This window comes from Streptomyces sp. 3214.6 (assembly GCF_900129855.1).
GTDB lineage: Bacteria > Actinomycetota > Actinomycetes > Streptomycetales > Streptomycetaceae > Streptomyces > Streptomyces soliscabiei.
This window is the reverse complement of the sequence record NZ_LT670819.1, coordinates 7,652,067-7,668,559: the sequence shown is the minus strand read 5'-3', so window position 1 is coordinate 7,668,559 and position 16,493 is coordinate 7,652,067. Positions and strand designations below refer to the sequence as shown.

Sequence of the window (16,493 nt, the reverse complement as noted above, 5' to 3'; positions counted from 1 at the left end):
TCACGGTGATCGGTCACTGCTGCATAGTGCGGTCATGACTGGTATCGAGATTGCCTGGTCCGCGGTGGGCGGCGACCCCGCTCTGCTGCCGCGGGTGTCGACCGTGGTGCGGGAAGGTGCTCTCCAGGGGCGCCTTCCCGTCCGGGAGCTGGCGCGGGCCTGTACGGGCGCGTGCGCGCTGGCCGCCGCCGAACTGGGGGCGCGGCGGGCCGGCCTCGCGAAGGCGCCCCAGGTCCGGGTGGACGACGGGGCGGTGGCCACCGCGTTCACCAGCGAGCGCCAGGTGCTTCTCGACGGGCGGCCGCCGGTCCTGTTCGCCCCGCTGTCGCGGTTCTGGCGCACGGCCGACGGATGGGTGCGCACCCACGCCAACTACCCCCACCACCGCGCGCGGTTGCTGAAGGCGCTCGACCTCACCGCGCACCCCGAGGACACCGCCCCGGCCGCCGTGGAAGCGGCGCTCGCCGAGCGTTGCGCCCTGGACGTGGAGAACACGGTGTACGCGGCCGGGGGTCTGGCCGTCGCGTTGCGCACGCCCGGACAGTGGGCCGCGCACGAGCAGGCGGCCGCCGTCGCCGCCCGCCCCCTGGTCGAGCGGGGCCGACTGGACGGGGCACGCGCGCGTGCGTTCGCTCCGCTGGAGGGCGCCCCGCTGCTGCCCGCCGCCGGGCTGCGCGTCCTGGACCTGACCCGGGTGCTCGCCGGGCCGGTCGCCACCCGCACCCTCGCCCTGCTGGGCGCGGACGTCCTGCGTCTCGACGCGCCCCACCTGCCCGAGCTTGCCGACCAGCACGCCGACACGGACTTCGGCAAGCGCTCCGCGCTGCTGGACCTGACCGCGGACCGGCGCGCCTTCGAGGAGTTGCTCGCGGCGGCGGACGTCGTGGTCACGGGGTACCGGCCGGGTGCCCTGGACCGGTTCGGGCTCTCCCCCGAGGCGCTGGCCGAGCGCCGGCCCGGGCTGGTCGTGGCGCAGGTGTCGGCGTGGGGCGCGTACGGGCCGTGGAGCGGGCGGCGCGGCTTCGACAGCCTGGTGCAGACGGCCACCGGCATCGCGACCGTCGAGGGCTCGGCCGAGCGGCCCGGCGCGCTGCCCGCGCAGGCCCTCGACCACGGCACCGGCTATCTGCTGGCGGCGGCCGTACTGCGGGCGCTGACCGAACAGTCGTACGACGGCGGCAGTCGGTTCGTGCGGCTGGCGCTGGCGCGGACGGCGGCATGGCTGACCGAGGGTGTCGGCCGGGACGGCGGCATCGGGGCGGACGGAGCGGACGGCGTCCGGATGGGCGAAGCCGAGGGCAAAGGGATGGCCAAGGAGGAGCGGCGGGAAGCGAACGGCGAGGTGAGCGGCGAGGCGTACGGGGGCCCGGGGCCCTGGCTCGCGGAGACCGACAGCCGTATCGGGCGGCTGCGGTACGCCCTTCCGGCGGTGTCGTTCGACGGCGGCCCGGGCGACTGGACGCGGCCGCCCGGCGTCTGGGGGGCCGATCCGGCGCGCTGGCCCTGAGCCGCCGACGATTCACCCGAGGGTGGGCGCCATGCCCCCCGGTCGTTTCAGGCCGACTTGCCCGGTTTTGTCGTACATGGTGAAGATCCTGCCATGGCCCTCATACGACCGACCGAAGCAATCGACACCGCGCGCCGTACCGGCCTCGGCCCCGGCCGGGCCGTTGCGCTGCTCGTCCTGGTGGGGCTCGGGGCGCTGGTCCCCCTGCTCGGGCCGTCGGTCGCCGCGCACAGCACCGGGGAGGCCACGACCCCCGACTCCGGCGTGGTCGCGCTGCTGCGGGCGGCGCTGTTCGCGGCGCTGTCCGTGCAGCTGGGCGAGGTGTTCGGGAGCGGACTGGCCCGGCGGCTGCCCGACGCCCCGGCCGGGCGGCCCGGCGAGTGGGCGCCGTACGCGGCCGTCGTGGGGTTCGCCGCCGCCGCGACGGCCGGAGAGCTGGCGCCGCACGGGCACGGCTCGCGGAGCGGGGTCCTCGCGCTGCTGGAGGCGATCGCGTTCGCGGTGGCCGGGCTGTGCGCGCTCTCGCGCCGGCCGGACCGTCAGCTGTGGCCGCTCGCGGCGGTCGTCCTGGCGGAGGCGCTGCGCGCACACCCGCCGACCGAGCACACGCCGCTGATCGGCTCCGGGCTGACGGTCGTGCACCTGACGTGCTCGGCCCTGTGGGCGGGCGGACTGCTGAACGTGCTCCGTACACTGCGCCGATGGGGCGGCGGCGAGGCGGGGACAGCGCTGCTCGGGCTCTACGCGCGTGTGGCGGCCGTCCTGTTCGCCGGGGTGACCGCGACCGGGCTGTGCAGTTCGCTGCGCCGGATGCCGTCGCAGAGCGTGCTCGACCAGCTCACGACGACGGCGTACGGGCGCGTGCTGCTCGCCAAGGTGCTCCTCGTCGGCGCGGTCGCCCTGCTCGCCCTGTGGGCGCGGACCCGGCTGCGCCGGGCCGCCGACCCGCTGACCGCCTGCTCCCCCGCGCGCGTGGAGATCGTCACGCTGGGTGTGGTGGTCGCGGTGTCGGGGTTGCTGACGGCGTTGCCGCTGCCGATCAAGGGATGACGGTCAGGGTGAGCGGCGCGGCCGGCAGGCGGTCGTCGCGGGCCGCCTCTGCGCTCAGGGGGTGGTCGAGCGCACTTCGCCGTACGACGACGCCGCCGAGCGTCGCCCGCCGAGGGCGCCGAGGGCGCCGCGGACCAGCAGGAACTGTGCGGCGACGTAGGTGAGCATGATCCACAGGTCGGGGCGCGGGGGCTGCGGCCGGTCGGCGACGCCGGTCGCGATGAGGGTGTCGGAGAGCAGGAACAGCACGCCGCCCGCGCCGGCGACCGGGCCGAGCCGGGTGGCGGCGACGCAGGCCATGGCCGTGAGCAGCGTGCTGTAGACGGCGACGGGGAGGCGCAGGTCCGCGGGGAGGCCGGGCCACAGCAGGGCGACGGTGGCGATCAGGACGACGGCGTAGCAGCAGGCGAGGAGGGTGCCGCGCGCGCGTGGGCGGCCGCCGCGCAGGAAGAGCGTCAGGTAGCAGACGTGCCCGGCGGCGAAGGAGGCCATGCCGGCGAGGAAGGCGGGGTCGGCGTCGGTAAGCAGCAGGACGTCGCCGCCCCAGCCGCACAGGAGGGCGGCGATCAGCGGCCGGGGTGCGCCGCGCAGGGCGGCCCAGGCGGCGAGGAGGGGCATGAGCAGCGGCTTGGCGAGGACGTGCCCCGTATCGAAGCCGGCCGCGAGGGAGATCAGGTCGACGGCCGTGGCGAGGCCGAACGCGGCGAGCGGGAGGCGGGGGTTCACGCGGCCGCGTTCTCCTCGACCGATGACGGGGCGGAAGCGGAGACTGAGGCGGGGGCGGGGGCGGGGGCGGGGGCTGGGGCTGGGGCTGGGGCGGCGGTCGACGACGGCTGCCAGCCGGGCCCGCGGAACACCCGCCCCGCCCGCTCGCGCCAGCCGCTCGCCGCCTTCAGATCCCCGGCGATCGCGACGTACTCGTGCGTGGCCACCCTCACCGGGTTGAACGTGCCGATGTTCTTGGTCAACCCGTAGACGGGCCGGTCCACCTCGGGCACGAAGGAGCCGAAGAGCCGGTCCCAGACGATGAGGATGCCGCCGAAGTTGCGGTCCAGGTAGCCGCCCTGGGAGGCGTGGTGGACGCGGTGGTGGGAGGGCGTGTTGAACACGAACTCGAACCATCGGGGCAGCTTGCCGATCCGCTCGGTGTGGATCCAGAACTGGTAGACGAGGTTGGCCGAGGAGCAGAACGCGAGCGCGGCCGGGTGGACGCCGAGGGCGATCAGGGGGACGTAGAACGGCCAGACGGTCAGCGTGGTCCAGGGCTGGCGCAGCGCGGTGGTGAGGTTGAACTTCTCGCTGGAGTGGTGGACGACGTGACAGGCCCACAGGACGCGGATGACGTGGTGGCCGCGGTGGGACCAGTAGTAGAAGAAGTCCTGCGCGAGCAGCATCAGCGGGAGCGTCCACCACAGGACGGGGACACGCAGGGGTGTGAGTTCGTGGATCGCGGTGTAGATGGCGACGATCGGGATCTTCCAGAGGAAGTCGAAGAGGAAACTTCCCAGCCCCATGCCGACGCTCGTCACGGCGTCCTTCGCCTCGTACCCGGCCGCGGCCTCGTCGGGATGGATGCGGACGCTGATCATCTCGGCCACGGTGAGCAGCACGAAGGCGGGGATCGACCACAGCACGACATCGGGCAGGTTCGGCATGCAAGGACCGTAGAACCACTGGTGGGCCCCGGCTAGACGTTGTTACCCACAAGTATTGCCCACGGTACGCGCTTGCTTCTTGGCGATCTCCGCCAACAGCACCTCACACCCCCGCCGCCCCCAGCAGGGCCCCCACCGCGTACGTCACCCCCATCGCCAGTGCCCCGCCCCCCACGTTGCGCAGCACCGCGCGCCCCGGCGGAGCCGAGCCCAGGCGGGCGCTGGCCCAGCCCGTGACGGTGAGCGCCACCAGGACCGACACGACCGTCACCGGGAGGCGCCAGACCGGCGGGGGCAGGACGATGGCCAGGAGGGGAAGCAGGGCGCCGGCGGTGAAGGAGAGGAAACTCGCCCAGGCCGCGTGCCAGGGGTTGGTGAGGTCGTCGGGGTCGATGCCGAGCTCCACGCGCGCGTGGGCCTTCAGGGCGTCCCGTTCCGTGAGCTGGACGGCGGCCTCCCGGGCCACCTCCCGGGACAGACCGCGTTCCTCCAGCAGCTCGGTCAGCTCCTCCAGTTCGGCCTCTGGCTGCTCGCGCAGTTCCCGCCGCTCCAGTGCGAGGGCGGCCTTCTCGGAGTCCCGTTGCGTGGACACGGAGACGTATTCCCCCGCCGCCATGGACATCGACCCGGCGAGCAGACCGGCGAGGCCGGCCGTCAACAGCGCCGAGCGGTCGTCCGTCGCGCCGGCCACGCCGACGACGAGGCCCGCGGTGGAGACGATGCCGTCGTTGGCGCCGAGGACGGCGGCGCGCAGCCAGTTCAACCGGGATCCGAGGGAGGCGTCGTGGGCCTCGGCGTGGGTGGGTTCCGTCACAGGAGGGAGGATGGCACCCCGGGCGTCATGGGCCTCGTACCGACGCTCGTGCGCCTCGACCGGTCGACCGCCCGCCGTCGCCGGTCAACCGCGCTCCGGCGCCCCACACTTGTGCGCCCGTCAGCCGGCGGTCGCACGCACGCGCGCGTGGGGGGCGAACTTCCGTACGAGCCGAAGGGCTTCCCGCGCCCTGGTCCCGGGGCAGGTGCGACGAGGTGTCAGTGGTGGCCCGTATCCTCAGTGACCATGCTCGAAGACCACACGACAACAGCGCCGTCCCCCACGGAGTGGCCGACCGCGTATCCCCAGGGGTATGCGGTCGTTGACGTGGAGACCACGGGCCTGGCCCGGGACGACCGGATCATCTCCGCCGCCGTCTACCGGCTGGACGCGCGCGGTGAGGTCGAGGACCACTGGTACACGCTGGTCAACCCGGAGCGCGATCCGGGGCCGGTGTGGATACACGGTCTGACGAGCGAGGTACTTCAGGGCGCGCCTCTTTTCCAGGACGTCGCCGAGGAGTTCGCGGCCCGGCTCGACGGGCGGGTGCTCGTCGCCCACAACGCGGTCTTCGACTGGCAGATGATCGCGCGGGAGTACGCGCGCGCGGAGCGCGAGGCGCCGGTGCGGCAGCGGCTGTGCACCATCGCGCTCTCCAAGGAGCTGGGGCTGCCGCTGCCCAACCACAAGCTGGAGTCGCTGGCGGCCCACTTCGGCGTCGTCCAGCAGCGGGCACATCATGCGCTCGACGACGCGCGTGTGCTCGCGGAGGCGTTCCGGCCGAGTCTGCGGGCCGCGGCGGCGGGCGGAGTCCGGCTGCCGCTGCTGGAGTGCCGGCCGCTGACGGAGTGGTCCGACCGGCCCGCGCCCCGGATCGGACAGCAGGCGAGCGGCCCGGGCGGCGGCTATGGCGGCGGCTACGGCGGTTACCGGCCCGGCAGTTGGCGGCCGTCCCGCAAGAGGCCCGCCTGTCCGTACCCCAACCCCGGGCGGTACGAGGACGGCAAAAGGCTCAAGCAGGGCATGCGGGTCGCCTTCTCGGGGGACACGTCGGTCGAGCGTGAGCTGCTGGAGGACCGCGCCACGGAGGCGGGGCTGCACGTCGCCACGAGTCTGTCCCGGGTGACCAGCCTGCTGGTCACCAACGACCCCGAATCCGGCACGTCGAAGGTGGTCAAGGCCCGGCAGTTCGGGACGCCCGTCGTGGACGAGGCCGCCTTCGGGCAACTCCTGCGGGACGTGGAGCCGGCCGACGGGTGACCGTACGTACGGGTGATTGACGCGCGACTCGCCCGCCGTCCGCTCGCCCGCCCGGGGGCGAGCGCCCACCCTGTGGCGCATGGCGAGATGCGAAGTTTGCGGCAATGACTACGGAATGACCTTCGAGGTCCATGCCCAGGGCGCGGTGCACGTCTTCGACTGCTTCTCCTGTGCGATCCACCGCATGGCCCCCATCTGCGAGCACTGCCGGGTCCAGATCATCGGCCAGGGCGTCGAGGTCGAGGGGCACTGGTTCTGCGGCGCGCACTGCGCCCGCGCGGAGGGCAGGGTGGGGATCGTCGACAAGGTGTGAGCCGACCCCGGAGGCCTCCCTTCCGGTACCCGCCCGAATGCGCCCCACGACCGAGTTGTACGGTCGTGGGGTGTACCGCTTCCTGTTGTCCCGGCAGTGGGTGATCCTCACGCTGGTCGCTCTCCTCCTCATCCCCACGATGATCAGGCTGGGCTTCTGGCAGATGCACCGCTACGACGAGCGCACCGCGCGCAACCAGTTGGTCTCCGACGCGCTGGGCGCCGATCCGGTGCCCGTGGAGCGGCTGACCACCCCGGGGCACACCGTCACCCGCGGCGAGCGGTATCGGAGCGTGACCGCCACCGGCACCTTCGACACCGCGCACGAGGTCGTCGTCAGGCGCCGGGTCAACGCCGACGAGACGGTCGGCTTCCACGTCCTCACGCCGCTCGTCCTGACGGACGGCAAGGTGCTGCTGGTCAACCGGGGCTGGATCCCCGCGGACGGTCCGAGCCAGACCGTGTTCCCCAAGGTCCCCGCGCCGCCGAGCGGCCGGACCACCGTCACCGGGCGGCTGATGCCCGACGAGACGACCGCGGCGAGCGGCATCAAGAACCTCAAGGGGCTGCCGGACCGGCAGATCATGCTGATCAACAGCGCGCAGCAGGCCCAGCGGCTCGGCGCCCAGGTACTCGGCGGCTATATCGCGCAGACCGCACCCGAGCCGAAGGGCGACAGCCCCGAACTGGTCGGGGCGCCCGGCAAGGAGGACGCGGCCCTGAACTACGCGTACGCCATTCAGTGGTGGCTGTTCGCGGCGGGCGTCCCCTTCGGCTGGGTGGTCCAGGCCCGCCGCGAGGCCCGCGACCGCGCCCAGGCGGCGGCGAAGGAAACGGAAGAACAGGCCGAACCGGCAGCGGTGTAGCGGTGGAAGGGAGCGCGCCGCGGTGAGCCTGGGGTCACCCTCCCGGCCGCACCCCTGATTGCCCCCCGGGTCTGCTGGGAACCCGCACCCCGTGCACCCCCGTATCGAGGACTACGCGCTCATCGGCGACGAACAGACCGCGGCTCTGGTCGGCGTCGACGGTTCCGTCGACTGGCTCTGCCTGCCCCGGTTCGACTCCGGCGCCTGCTTCGCCCGCCTCCTCGGAGGCGACGAGAACGGCCACTGGCGCATCGCCCCCAAGGGAGTGAAGGGTGCCTGCACCCGGCGCGCCTACCGGCCCGACACCCTCGTCCTGGACACCGAGTGGGAGACCGCCGAGGGCGCGATCCGGGTCACCGACCTGATGCCCCAACGCGACCGGGCCCCCGACGTCGTCCGCATCGTCGAGGGACTGCGCGGCCGGGTCACCGTCCGCAGCACGCTGCGGCTGCGTTTCGACTACGGCTGGGTCGTGCCCTGGATGCGCCGGGTCGACGGGCACCGGGTGGCGATCGCCGGTCCCGACGCGGTCTGGTTCCGCAGCGAGCCGGCCGTGCGCACCTGGGGCGAGGACTTCCGCACGTATTCGGAGTTCACCGTCGCCGAGGGCGAGTCGGTGGCGTTCGTGCTGACCTGGCACCCCTCGCACGAGTCCCGGCCGTCGCTCGTCGACCCGTGGGAGGCGCTGCGCACCAGCGTCGAGGACTGGCAGGAGTGGGCCGCCCGCTGCCGCTACGAGGGACCCCACCGGGACGCCGTCGTCCGCTCCCTGATCACCCTGAAGGCCCTCACCTACGCCCCCACCGGCGGCATCGTCGCCGCGCTCACCACCTCCCTGCCGGAGGAGTTGGGCGGGGTGCGCAACTGGGACTACCGCTACTGCTGGCTGCGCGACTCCACCCTCACCCTCGGCGCCCTGCTGGCGGCCGGCTACCAGGAGGAGGCCGAGAACTGGCGCAACTGGCTGCTGCGCGCCGTCGCGGGCGACCCGGCGGACCTGCAGATCATGTACGGGCTCGCGGGCGAGCGCCGGCTGCCCGAGTGCGAGCTGCCGTGGCTGTCCGGCTACGGCGGCTCCACGCCCGTACGCATCGGCAACGGAGCCGTCGACCAGCTGCAACTGGACGTCTACGGCGAGGTGATGGACTCGCTGTCGCTGGCCCGCACCTCCGGCATGTCACCCAAGCCGCACATGTGGTCGTTGCAGAGCGCGCTGATGAAGTGGCTGGCCGAGAACTGGCGGCAGCCGGACGAGGGCCTGTGGGAGGTGCGCGGCGGCCGACGCCAGTTCGTGCACTCCAAGGTGATGGTGTGGGTGGCCGCCGACCGCGCCGTCCGCACGCTGGAGGAGTACCCGAAGCTGCGCGGCGACCTGGAGGGCTGGCGGGCCCTGCGCGACGAAGTGCACCGCGAGGTGTGCGAGAAGGGCTACGACCCGCGGCGCAACACCTTCACCCAGTTCTACGGCTCGGCAGACCTGGACGCCTCGCTGCTGCTCATCCCGCGCGTCGGCTTCCTGCCGCCGGACGACCCGCGGGTGGTCGGCACCGTCGACGCGATCCGCGACGAACTCGGGCACGGCGGCCTGGTGCGCCGCTACAGCACCGACGGCGCGCCCGTCGACGGTCTGCCGGGTGACGAGGGCACCTTCCTGGCCTGCTCGTTCTGGCTCGCGGACGCCCTGCACATGACGGGCCGTACGCAGGAGGCGCGGGAGCTGTTCGAACGGCTCGTCGGCCTGACCAACGACGTGGGGCTGCTGGCGGAGGAGTACGACCCGGTGGCCGGCCGGCACCTGGGCAACTTCCCGCAGGCGTTCAGTCACATCGGCCTGGTGAACACCGCCCTCGCCCTGTACGACGGCGAGGGGGCAGGATAGGGGCCATGGATCTTGGACTGAAGGACCGGGTGTACGTCGTCACCGGGGCCACGCGGGGCCTGGGCAACGCCGCCGCGCGTGAGCTCGTCGCGGACGGCGCGAAGGTCGTGCTGACCGGGCGGGACGACAAGCGTGTCGCCGACGCCGCGGCCGAGCTGGGGGCGAACGCCGTCGGTGTCGCCGTGGACAACGCCGACGCCGGGGCGGCGGCCCGGCTGATCGCCGCGGCGCGGGAGGCCTTCGGCGGGTTCGACGGGGTGCTGGTGAGCGTGGGCGGTCCGCCGCCCGGGTTCGTCGCGGACAACACCGACGAGCAGTGGCAGGCCGCGTTCGAGTCGGTGTTCCTGGGGGCGGTCCGGCTCGCGCGGACGGCTGCCGCCGAGCTGGAGGCGGGCGGTGTCATCGGGTTCGTGCTGTCGGGGTCGGTGCACGAGCCGATTCCCGGGCTGACGATCTCCAACGGGCTGCGGCCGGGGCTGGCCGGGTTCGCGAAGTCGCTCGCCGACGAGCTGGGGCCTCGGGGGATCCGCGTGGTCGGGCTGCTGCCGGCGCGGATCGACACGGATCGCGTGCGCGAGCTGGACGGCCTGTCGGCCGACCCCGAGGCCACTCGGGCCGCCAACGAGTCCCGGATCCCGTTGCGGCGGTACGGGAGGCCGGAGGAGTTCGGCCGCGCGGCCGCGTTCCTGCTCTCGCCGGCGGCTTCCTATCTGACGGGAATCATGCTGCCGGTCGACGGCGGAATGCGGCACGGGTTCTGAGAGTCTCGTCGCACAGCCTCAACTCACCCTTTCCGCCTTGTGCTTGGCCGCCTTCATCCGCACCTCGGCCGGCAGCGCCTTCAGGGCCGCGGAATCCTTGGCGTGGGTGAGGGCCTGAGTCGTCAGACGGTCCAGGGTCGTCGCCGGGTCGACATGCGGCTCCAGGAGCAGCCGTACATGTGCCTCGGGAGCCTCCCTCCGGCCCGTGAGCTGGACGTGGGCGTGGGCGACGCCGTCCATCCGGCCCGCCTCGCCCGCGAGTACGCCCTCCAGGGCGCGGCCCCGCAACAGGGCGCCCGCGCCGTCGCCCGTGTCGACGAGGAGCTCGCCGAGCCGGCGCCGGCGCAGGACCGCGGTCAGCCACCACAGGGCGAGCAGCACGAGGAGGGCGAGGCTCGCGATGACCGTCGGCCACCACCAGGTCTCGTCGCGCCAGCGGGTGCGTTCGGTAGTGGTGAGGAGGCTGTCGTGGGGGCCTTGGTGCAGCCACCAGGACGGCGACGGGGCGCCCAGGCCGACGGCCAGGACCGCGCCGCCGACGGCAAGCAGCACCAGCCCGACGACGCCGAGGAGCACCCGGTTGACGGTGCCGAGCATCGCCTTCACCCCTTCTTCCCGGGCCGCCGTGCATGGACCGAGAGCGCGGGCGGCCGGGTCAGGCCCAGTCCACGGACCGCGTCGGTGAGGACGGCCTCCAGGTCGGCGTGCACATCGTCCAGGTCGCGGAAGTGGGAGACCACGCGGACGTCGGCCCTGCGGCGGCCGACGCGCACCCGGGCCGACTGCACGCCGGCGATCTCCATGGCCCGGTCGCGCAGCACCAGGGCGGCCGCGCCCCGGTGGAGGCCGGCGCGGACGTCGGCGTGGGGGCGGGTCATCGGCAGGACGTCCCTCAGGCCCGGGGTGACGGCCAGGACGACCAGCCACAGGCCGAGGGCCGCCGCGACCCCGGCGCCGATCAGCACCCAGACGTCGTCGAGGGGGCGTTCGGCGAGCTGCCGGGCGAGCTCGCGCCGCCAGGCCATGACGGGCCGGTGGGCGCGGACGGCGGCGACGTCGTAGAGGAAGGCGCCCGAGACGACCAGCAGCAGCACCGCGACCACGGCGGCGGGGACGCGGCGCGCCGACCAGAACCGGTGGTTGGCGGGGCCTGTGTCACCTCCCTGTCCCGAGTCGGTGTCCTGCGGGGGCTTCTCCAGAACGGGCGCAGTGCCCTGCAAGCCTGCGGGCTCGCTCATCGCGTCCTCCCGTGTGCCACGCCGGGGGCCGATGTCAGGTGCAGCCGTTCCACCTGGACGGCGACCTCCGGAACCTCCATTCCCACCAACGCGCCTACCCGCTCGGTGACATGACGACGCACCTCATGACAGCGGGCCCCGATGTCGGTCGGGTAGTCGAGCTCCAGGTGGACTCTGACGTGCGCGGCGTCATGGCGGACGAGGACGGTGGCGTGCGGGCGACCGGCGTCCGCGGGCAGGGGGCCCAGCGCCTCGCGGGCGGCCTGGGCGGCGATCTTCGCCACGACCCGGTCGGCGATCCGGGTCGCGCCGCGTCGGCCGGGGGGAACGGCCGCCGAGCGTCTGTCCGGGGCGTCGCTCCCCTCGTTCGCCTTCGCCGCCGCCGTCGCCATCGCCGCCGTCACCGGCGTCGGTCGTCACGGGTGCGGGTGCGGAAGAAGTCGCCGAGTTCCAGGTCCCCTTCCAGGAACCGGCCGACGACGAAGCCGATGGCGCCCAGTGCCGCCACCAGCAGGAAGGCTCCGAACCCGCCGAAGTATCCGGCGAAGCCCAGCGCCATGCCGGCGATCATGCCAACCACGGCCATGCTCAAGGTGCGCTCCCCTCGGCAGTCCTCACTGCCACCTCACTGGATCCGGGGCTCCGGCTCCTCTTCCTCTTCTTCGGGCAGTTTGACATCGCTCACCGCGATGTTGACCTCGACGACCTCCAGTCCTGTCATCCGCTCCACGGCCGCGATCACGTTCTCGCGCACGTCCCGCGAGACCTCGGTGATCGACACGCCGTAGTCGACGACGATCTCCAGGTCGAGAGCGGTCTGCACCTCGCCGACCTCGGCCTTGACGCCGCGCGTCACGGACTTCGCCCCGCCGGGCACGCGGTCCCGTACGGCGCCGAAGGTGCGGCTCAGGCCGCTGCCCATCGCGTGCACGCCGACGACGTCCCGTGTCGCCAGGCCTGCGATCTTCTCCACGACTCCGTCGGCGATGGTGGTCCGCCCGCGGGTCGCCGGGTCCCCGCCGCCACGCCTGGCGGAGGCCTTGCGGGTCTGCAGCGGGTCGGCGCCGCTGTCAGGGGTCTGCGTCCGGTTCTGCTCCGTTGTCTCGGTCATCGCCGTACGTCCTTACGTCCGGTTCTGTCGTCCCCTCGACCACCGTAAGCGCGGTTGCCCGACAGCGCGCCGGGAATGCGGCAGGCTGGAGGAATGACGGACGGGTGGACGAGTGCCGTGCGGCACCAGCTGGGCCTCGGAAGACTGCTCCCCCTGGGTGGGCCGCGCGACGGGGCGTGGATCGCGGAGGACGCGGCCCGCACGGTGCTGCGCCGGGCGGTGGGGGGCGTGGCGGGGGTGCGGTTGGGCGCGCTGCGGATCGCGGCGGTGGACCCGGCGGGGTTGTACGAGCCCGCCGTACCGCCACCGCCGAGCGCGCTGCCGCCCGGACCGCTGCGGGTGACGGCGGAGTTCGCCGCCTCCTCGACCGAGCCGCTGCCGGCACAGGCAACCCGCCTGCGCACGGCCCTGGCGGCGGCCGCGACGGATCGTCTCGGCCTGGTGGTGGCGGAGGTGGACCTGCGGGTGACGGCCCTGCTGGACGAGGCCCCGGGTCCGGAGGCGGTACGGCCCGCTCCCGAGCCGCCGCCCGTCGGGAGGACCCAGCACGGCGACGAGGCACGCGCGACCGTCGCCGCCCTGGCCGTGGCAGGGGTGACCCGGATGACCGACGTCCTCGGCCGGGCGGTACGCGTCGAGGAACTGCCGCACGCCACCGCCCTGCCGCACCGCCACGCGCGCGTGGAGATCGCGGTGAGCGCGAACCACCAGGTCCTGGAAGTGGCCCGGGAGGTGCGCGGGGCGGTGGCGCGGGCCCTACGGGATCACCCGACGGTGACCGTCGTGGTCACGGCGGTGGAGTGACGGACGCCTGCCGCGGCGCGGCTCATTCACCCAGGCCGGCCATGTCCCGCAGACGGCGGGACTGGGCTGCGCGCTCGGCGGCGCGTTGTTCGTCGTAGGTGCGTTCGCCGGCGCCGCGCAGCAGCGCCTTGGTCTCGATGACGGCCTCGCGGGGGGCGGCCAGGATCGCCGCGGCCAGCTCACGGGTCGCCGTGTCGAGTTCCCCGGCGGGCACGGCGAGGTTGGCGAGCCCGGAGCTCACCGCTTCGTCGGCGTGCACGAACCGGCCCGTCAGGCAGATCTCGGCCGCGCGGCCGTAGCCGACCAGCGAGACGAGGGGATGCGTGCCCGTCAGGTCAGGTACCAGGCCCAGGCTGGTCTCCCGCATGGCGAACTGCACGTCGTCGGCGACGACGCGCAGGTCACAGGCGAGGGCCAGCTGGAAGCCCGCGCCGATGGCGTGGCCCTGGACGGCGGCGATGGACACGAGGTCGTTGCGTCGCCACCAGGTGAAGCCCTCCTGGAACCCGGCGATGGCGGCGTCGAGTTCGGCGTCGCCACTGCGCGCGAGATCGATGAAGGACCGCTCGCCCTCGATCCCCTCGGGCGTGAACATCTGCCGGTCGAGCCCCGCGGAGAAGGACTTGCCCTCGCCGCGCAGCACGACCACGCGGACGGAGCCCGGCACCAGTCGCCCGGCCTCGGCGAGCGCCCGCCACATCGCGGGGCTCTGCGCATTGCGCTTGGCCGGATTGACCAGCGTCACCGTGGCGAGCGCGTCGTCGACGGTGAGCCGTACGCCGTCCTTGTCGAGCAGGGGAACGAGTTCCTGGTCGGGCGTGGCCATGGGGCGCCTCCGATGAGTGCGGTCAGCTAGCGGTCAGCTAAGTGACTGCACAGTAACCACCCGGCCGATCGAAGGACCGACCGGGTGGCCACCATCGAAGCCGGTGGGCCGCCCGGGGTCAGGACGAGGCGGCCTTCTTGCCTCGTGTCGCCCCGCCACGCCCACGCAGCGTGACGCCCGACTCGCTGAGCATCCGGTGCACGAAGCCATACGAGCGGCCGGTCTCCTCGGCCAGCGCCCGGATGCTCGCACCGGAGTCGTACTTCTTCTTCAGGTCTGCCGCGAGCTTGTCGCGCGCGGCGCCGGTCACCCGGCTGCCCTTCTTCAGAGTCTCGGCCACCCGTGCCTCCTCATGGGAAGTGCGCTCTGGTCTCCTCATGATCACCCCTCCGAGGCGCGATGGCCACCCATTCGGCAAGGTCCGTGGATGAGGGTTTTGACGACAGGAGCGCGTCCCCACAAGTGGAATCTGTGATTCCACCCGATGATGTTCGTGGGGCCGAACGAGTTGTCGTGCGAAGCAGCAGGTCAGGGACGCGCGACGGCCGACCCCTTGTCGACAAAGGGATCGGCCGCGAAATCCGTGTAGGACACACCTCGATACGAGGAGATCTCACACAGATGATGGATCACCGGTAGGCCGAATGATCCAGAAGAATGATCCAGAGGCACCGTCCGGTTGCGTGGATCACGCTCTCGATCAGGCCAGAGCGACCAGATCCGCGTAGTCGGAGCCCCACAGGTCCTCGACGCCGTCGGGCAGCAGGATGATCCGCTCGGGCTGCAGCGCCTCCACTGCGCCCTCGTCGTGCGTGACGAGGACGACCGCGCCCTTGTAGGTACGCAGCGCGCCGAGGATCTCCTCGCGGCTGGCCGGGTCGAGGTTGTTGGTGGGCTCGTCGAGCAGCAGCACGTTGGCCGAGGAGACCACGAGGGTGGCCAGGGCCAGCCGGGTCTTCTCGCCGCCGGACAGGACACCGGCCGGCTTGTCGACGTCGTCACCGGAGAACAGGAACGAGCCCAGCACCTTGCGGACCTCGACGAGGTCCAGGTCGGGGGCCGCGGAGCGCATGTTCTCCAGGACCGAACGCTCGGGGTCGAGGGTCTCGTGCTCCTGGGCGTAGTAGCCGAGCTTGAGTCCGTGCCCGGGGACGACCTCGCCGGTGTCGGGCGTCTCCACCCCGCCCAGCAGCCGCAGCAGGGTCGTCTTGCCGGCGCCGTTGAGGCCCAGGATGACGACCCGGGAGCCCTTGTCGATGGCCAGGTCGACGTCGGTGAAGATCTCCAGCGAGCCGTACGACTTCGACAGGCCCTCGGCCATCAGCGGGGTCTTGCCGCAGGGCGCCGGCTCCGGGAAACGGAGCTTGGCGACCTTGTCGGAGACCCGGACCGCCTCCAGGCCGGCGAGCAGCCGGTCGGCGCGCTTGGCCATGTTCTGCGCGGCGACCGTCTTGGTGGCCTTGGCGCGCATCTTGTCGGCCTGCGAGTGCAGCGCCTGGGCCTTCTTCTCGGCGTTCTGCCGCTCGCGCTTGCGGCGCTTCTCATCGGCCTCGCGCTGCTGCTGGTACAGCTTCCAGCCCATGTTGTAGACGTCGATCTGGGAGCGGTTGGCGTCCAGGTAGAACACCTTGTTGACGACCGTCTCGACCAGGTCGACGTCGTGGCTGATGACGATGAAGCCGCCGCGGTAGGTCTTGAGGTAGTCCCGCAGCCAGACGATCGAGTCGGCGTCGAGGTGGTTCGTCGGCTCGTCGAGCAGCAGGGTGTCCGCGTCGGAGAACAGGATGCGGGCCAGTTCGACACGGCGGCGCTGACCGCCGGAGAGCGTGTGCAGGGGCTGGCCGAGCACCCGGTCGGGCAGGTTGAGCGCGGCGGCGATGGTGGCGGCCTCGGCCTCGGCGGCGTACCCGCCCTTGGTGAGGAACTCCGTCTCCTGGCGCTCGTACTGGCGCATCGCCTTGTCGCGGGTGGCGCCGGAGCCATTGGCGATCCGCTGTTCGTTCTCGCGCATCTTGCGGATCAGCGTGTCCAGGCCGCGCGCGGAGAGGATGCGGTCGCGGGCGAGGACGTCGAGGTCGCCGGTGCGGGGGTCCTGCGGGAGGTAGCCGACCTCGCCGGAGCGGGTGACCTGGCCGCCGGCCGGGATGCCCTCACCGGCCAGGACCTTGGTCAGCGTGGTCTTGCCGGCGCCGTTGCGCCCGACCAGGCCGATGCGGTCGCCCTTGGCTACGCGGAAGGAGGCGTTCTCGATGAGGATGCGGGCACCGGCGCGCAGCTCGATGCCGGAGGCGGAGATCACGGACAGACTCCAGTGCGGGGTCGTTGGCGGGATGGGCGGCTGAGGACGTTCCCGCCGTCTAATGCGCGAGGAGAATGGCCATGGGGCCAGTCTAACGGGATGGGGCAAGCA

The 16,493-nt window shown here is 72.9% G+C and carries 19 protein-coding genes; 8 read left to right on the top strand and 11 right to left on the bottom strand.

All coding sequences use genetic code 11. The features are described from left to right. Positions 1-34 precede the first annotated feature (34 nt). The gene (locus B5557_RS34705; protein WP_079663177.1) at positions 35-1,507 is read left to right on the top strand and encodes a CoA transferase; all 1,473 of its coding nucleotides are present in this window, start codon (positions 35-37) and stop codon (positions 1,505-1,507) included. Between the two features lie 93 nt (positions 1,508-1,600). Continuing rightward, positions 1,601-2,557, top strand: a complete 957-nt coding sequence (locus tag B5557_RS34700) for a copper resistance D family protein (protein ID WP_079663176.1) — start codon at positions 1,601-1,603, stop codon at positions 2,555-2,557. Between the two features lie 54 nt (positions 2,558-2,611). Here the strand turns inward: B5557_RS34700 and B5557_RS34695 are convergent, their stop codons facing one another. The 3 genes from B5557_RS34695 to B5557_RS34685 form a co-directional block, all read right to left on the bottom strand. Further along, positions 2,612-3,283: a lysoplasmalogenase gene (locus tag B5557_RS34695; protein WP_099937615.1), complete on the bottom strand. Its 672-nt coding sequence runs from the start codon at positions 3,281-3,283 to the stop codon at positions 2,612-2,614. Next, positions 3,280-4,212, bottom strand: coding sequence for a sterol desaturase family protein (locus B5557_RS34690; protein WP_079663175.1), 933 nt, complete (start codon positions 4,210-4,212; stop codon positions 3,280-3,282). The genes B5557_RS34695 and B5557_RS34690 overlap by 4 nt, the downstream gene beginning before the upstream one ends. Positions 4,213-4,315: 103 nt before the next feature. Next, the gene (locus B5557_RS34685; protein WP_079663174.1) at positions 4,316-5,026 is read right to left on the bottom strand and encodes a VIT1/CCC1 transporter family protein; all 711 of its coding nucleotides are present in this window, start codon (positions 5,024-5,026) and stop codon (positions 4,316-4,318) included. Between the two features lie 246 nt (positions 5,027-5,272). Between B5557_RS34685 and B5557_RS34680 the strand changes: the two genes are divergently transcribed. The 5 genes from B5557_RS34680 to B5557_RS34660 all read left to right on the top strand — a co-directional run bounded on the left by B5557_RS34680 (position 5,273) and on the right by B5557_RS34660 (position 10,104). Continuing rightward, positions 5,273-6,286 carry a DEDDh family exonuclease gene (locus tag B5557_RS34680; protein WP_079663173.1) on the top strand — a complete coding sequence of 338 codons (1,014 nt, stop codon included), beginning with the start codon at positions 5,273-5,275 and terminating at the stop codon, positions 6,284-6,286. A 79-nt stretch (positions 6,287-6,365) separates the two neighbouring features. After that, positions 6,366-6,599 (top strand): hypothetical protein, encoded by a 234-nt coding sequence (locus B5557_RS34675; protein ID WP_079665165.1) that lies wholly within the window; start codon positions 6,366-6,368, stop codon positions 6,597-6,599. A gap of 70 nt (positions 6,600-6,669) precedes the next feature. Beyond that, positions 6,670-7,464 (top strand): SURF1 family cytochrome oxidase biogenesis protein, encoded by a 795-nt coding sequence (locus B5557_RS34670; protein WP_231976123.1) that lies wholly within the window; start codon positions 6,670-6,672, stop codon positions 7,462-7,464. 91 nt (positions 7,465-7,555) lie between these two features. Further along, on the top strand, positions 7,556-9,343 hold the full coding sequence (locus B5557_RS34665; RefSeq protein WP_079663171.1) for a glycoside hydrolase family 15 protein: 1,788 nt from the start codon (positions 7,556-7,558) through the stop codon (positions 9,341-9,343). Positions 9,344-9,348: 5 nt separating this feature from the next. Further along, positions 9,349-10,104 (top strand): SDR family oxidoreductase, encoded by a 756-nt coding sequence (locus B5557_RS34660; RefSeq protein WP_079663170.1) that lies wholly within the window; start codon positions 9,349-9,351, stop codon positions 10,102-10,104. An 18-nt stretch (positions 10,105-10,122) separates the two neighbouring features. Here B5557_RS34660 and amaP read toward each other — a convergent pair whose 3' ends face one another. The 5 genes from amaP to B5557_RS34635 are packed head-to-tail and all read right to left on the bottom strand — an operon-like array spanning position 10,123 to position 12,453. Next, a complete protein-coding gene (gene amaP / locus B5557_RS34655) occupies positions 10,123-10,701 on the bottom strand; it encodes an alkaline shock response membrane anchor protein AmaP (protein WP_443031302.1) in 579 nt (192 codons plus the stop codon). Between the two features lie 5 nt (positions 10,702-10,706). After that, complete coding sequence (locus B5557_RS34650) at positions 10,707-11,342, bottom strand: DUF6286 domain-containing protein (protein ID WP_079663168.1); 636 nt, start codon at positions 11,340-11,342, stop codon at positions 10,707-10,709. Beyond that, a complete protein-coding gene (locus B5557_RS34645; RefSeq protein ID WP_079665164.1) occupies positions 11,339-11,734 on the bottom strand; it encodes an Asp23/Gls24 family envelope stress response protein in 396 nt (131 codons plus the stop codon). The genes B5557_RS34650 and B5557_RS34645 overlap by 4 nt, the downstream gene beginning before the upstream one ends. An 8-nt stretch (positions 11,735-11,742) precedes the next feature. After that, positions 11,743-11,934, bottom strand: a complete 192-nt coding sequence (locus tag B5557_RS34640) for a hypothetical protein (protein WP_079663167.1) — start codon at positions 11,932-11,934, stop codon at positions 11,743-11,745. Positions 11,935-11,967: 33 nt separating this feature from the next. Then, entirely contained in the window at positions 11,968-12,453 is a 486-nt protein-coding gene (locus B5557_RS34635; protein WP_079663166.1) for an Asp23/Gls24 family envelope stress response protein, read from the bottom strand. A 93-nt stretch (positions 12,454-12,546) separates the two neighbouring features. Here B5557_RS34635 and B5557_RS34630 point away from each other — a divergent pair, with 93 nt between their 5' ends. Further along, a complete protein-coding gene (locus B5557_RS34630) occupies positions 12,547-13,257 on the top strand; it encodes a nucleopolyhedrovirus P10 family protein (RefSeq protein ID WP_079663165.1) in 711 nt (236 codons plus the stop codon). Between the two features lie 22 nt (positions 13,258-13,279). On the opposite strand, the gene B5557_RS34625 is transcribed toward B5557_RS34630, so the two are convergent. From B5557_RS34625 to B5557_RS34615, 3 genes are all read right to left on the bottom strand, one after another. Next, on the bottom strand, positions 13,280-14,083 hold the full coding sequence (locus tag B5557_RS34625) for an enoyl-CoA hydratase/isomerase family protein (protein ID WP_079663164.1): 804 nt from the start codon (positions 14,081-14,083) through the stop codon (positions 13,280-13,282). A gap of 118 nt (positions 14,084-14,201) precedes the next feature. After that, the gene (locus B5557_RS34620) at positions 14,202-14,423 is read right to left on the bottom strand and encodes a helix-turn-helix domain-containing protein (protein ID WP_004002281.1); all 222 of its coding nucleotides are present in this window, start codon (positions 14,421-14,423) and stop codon (positions 14,202-14,204) included. 360 nt (positions 14,424-14,783) lie between these two features. After that, entirely contained in the window at positions 14,784-16,382 is a 1,599-nt protein-coding gene (locus B5557_RS34615) for an ABC-F family ATP-binding cassette domain-containing protein (RefSeq protein ID WP_079663163.1), read from the bottom strand. Positions 16,383-16,493 lie beyond the last annotated feature (111 nt).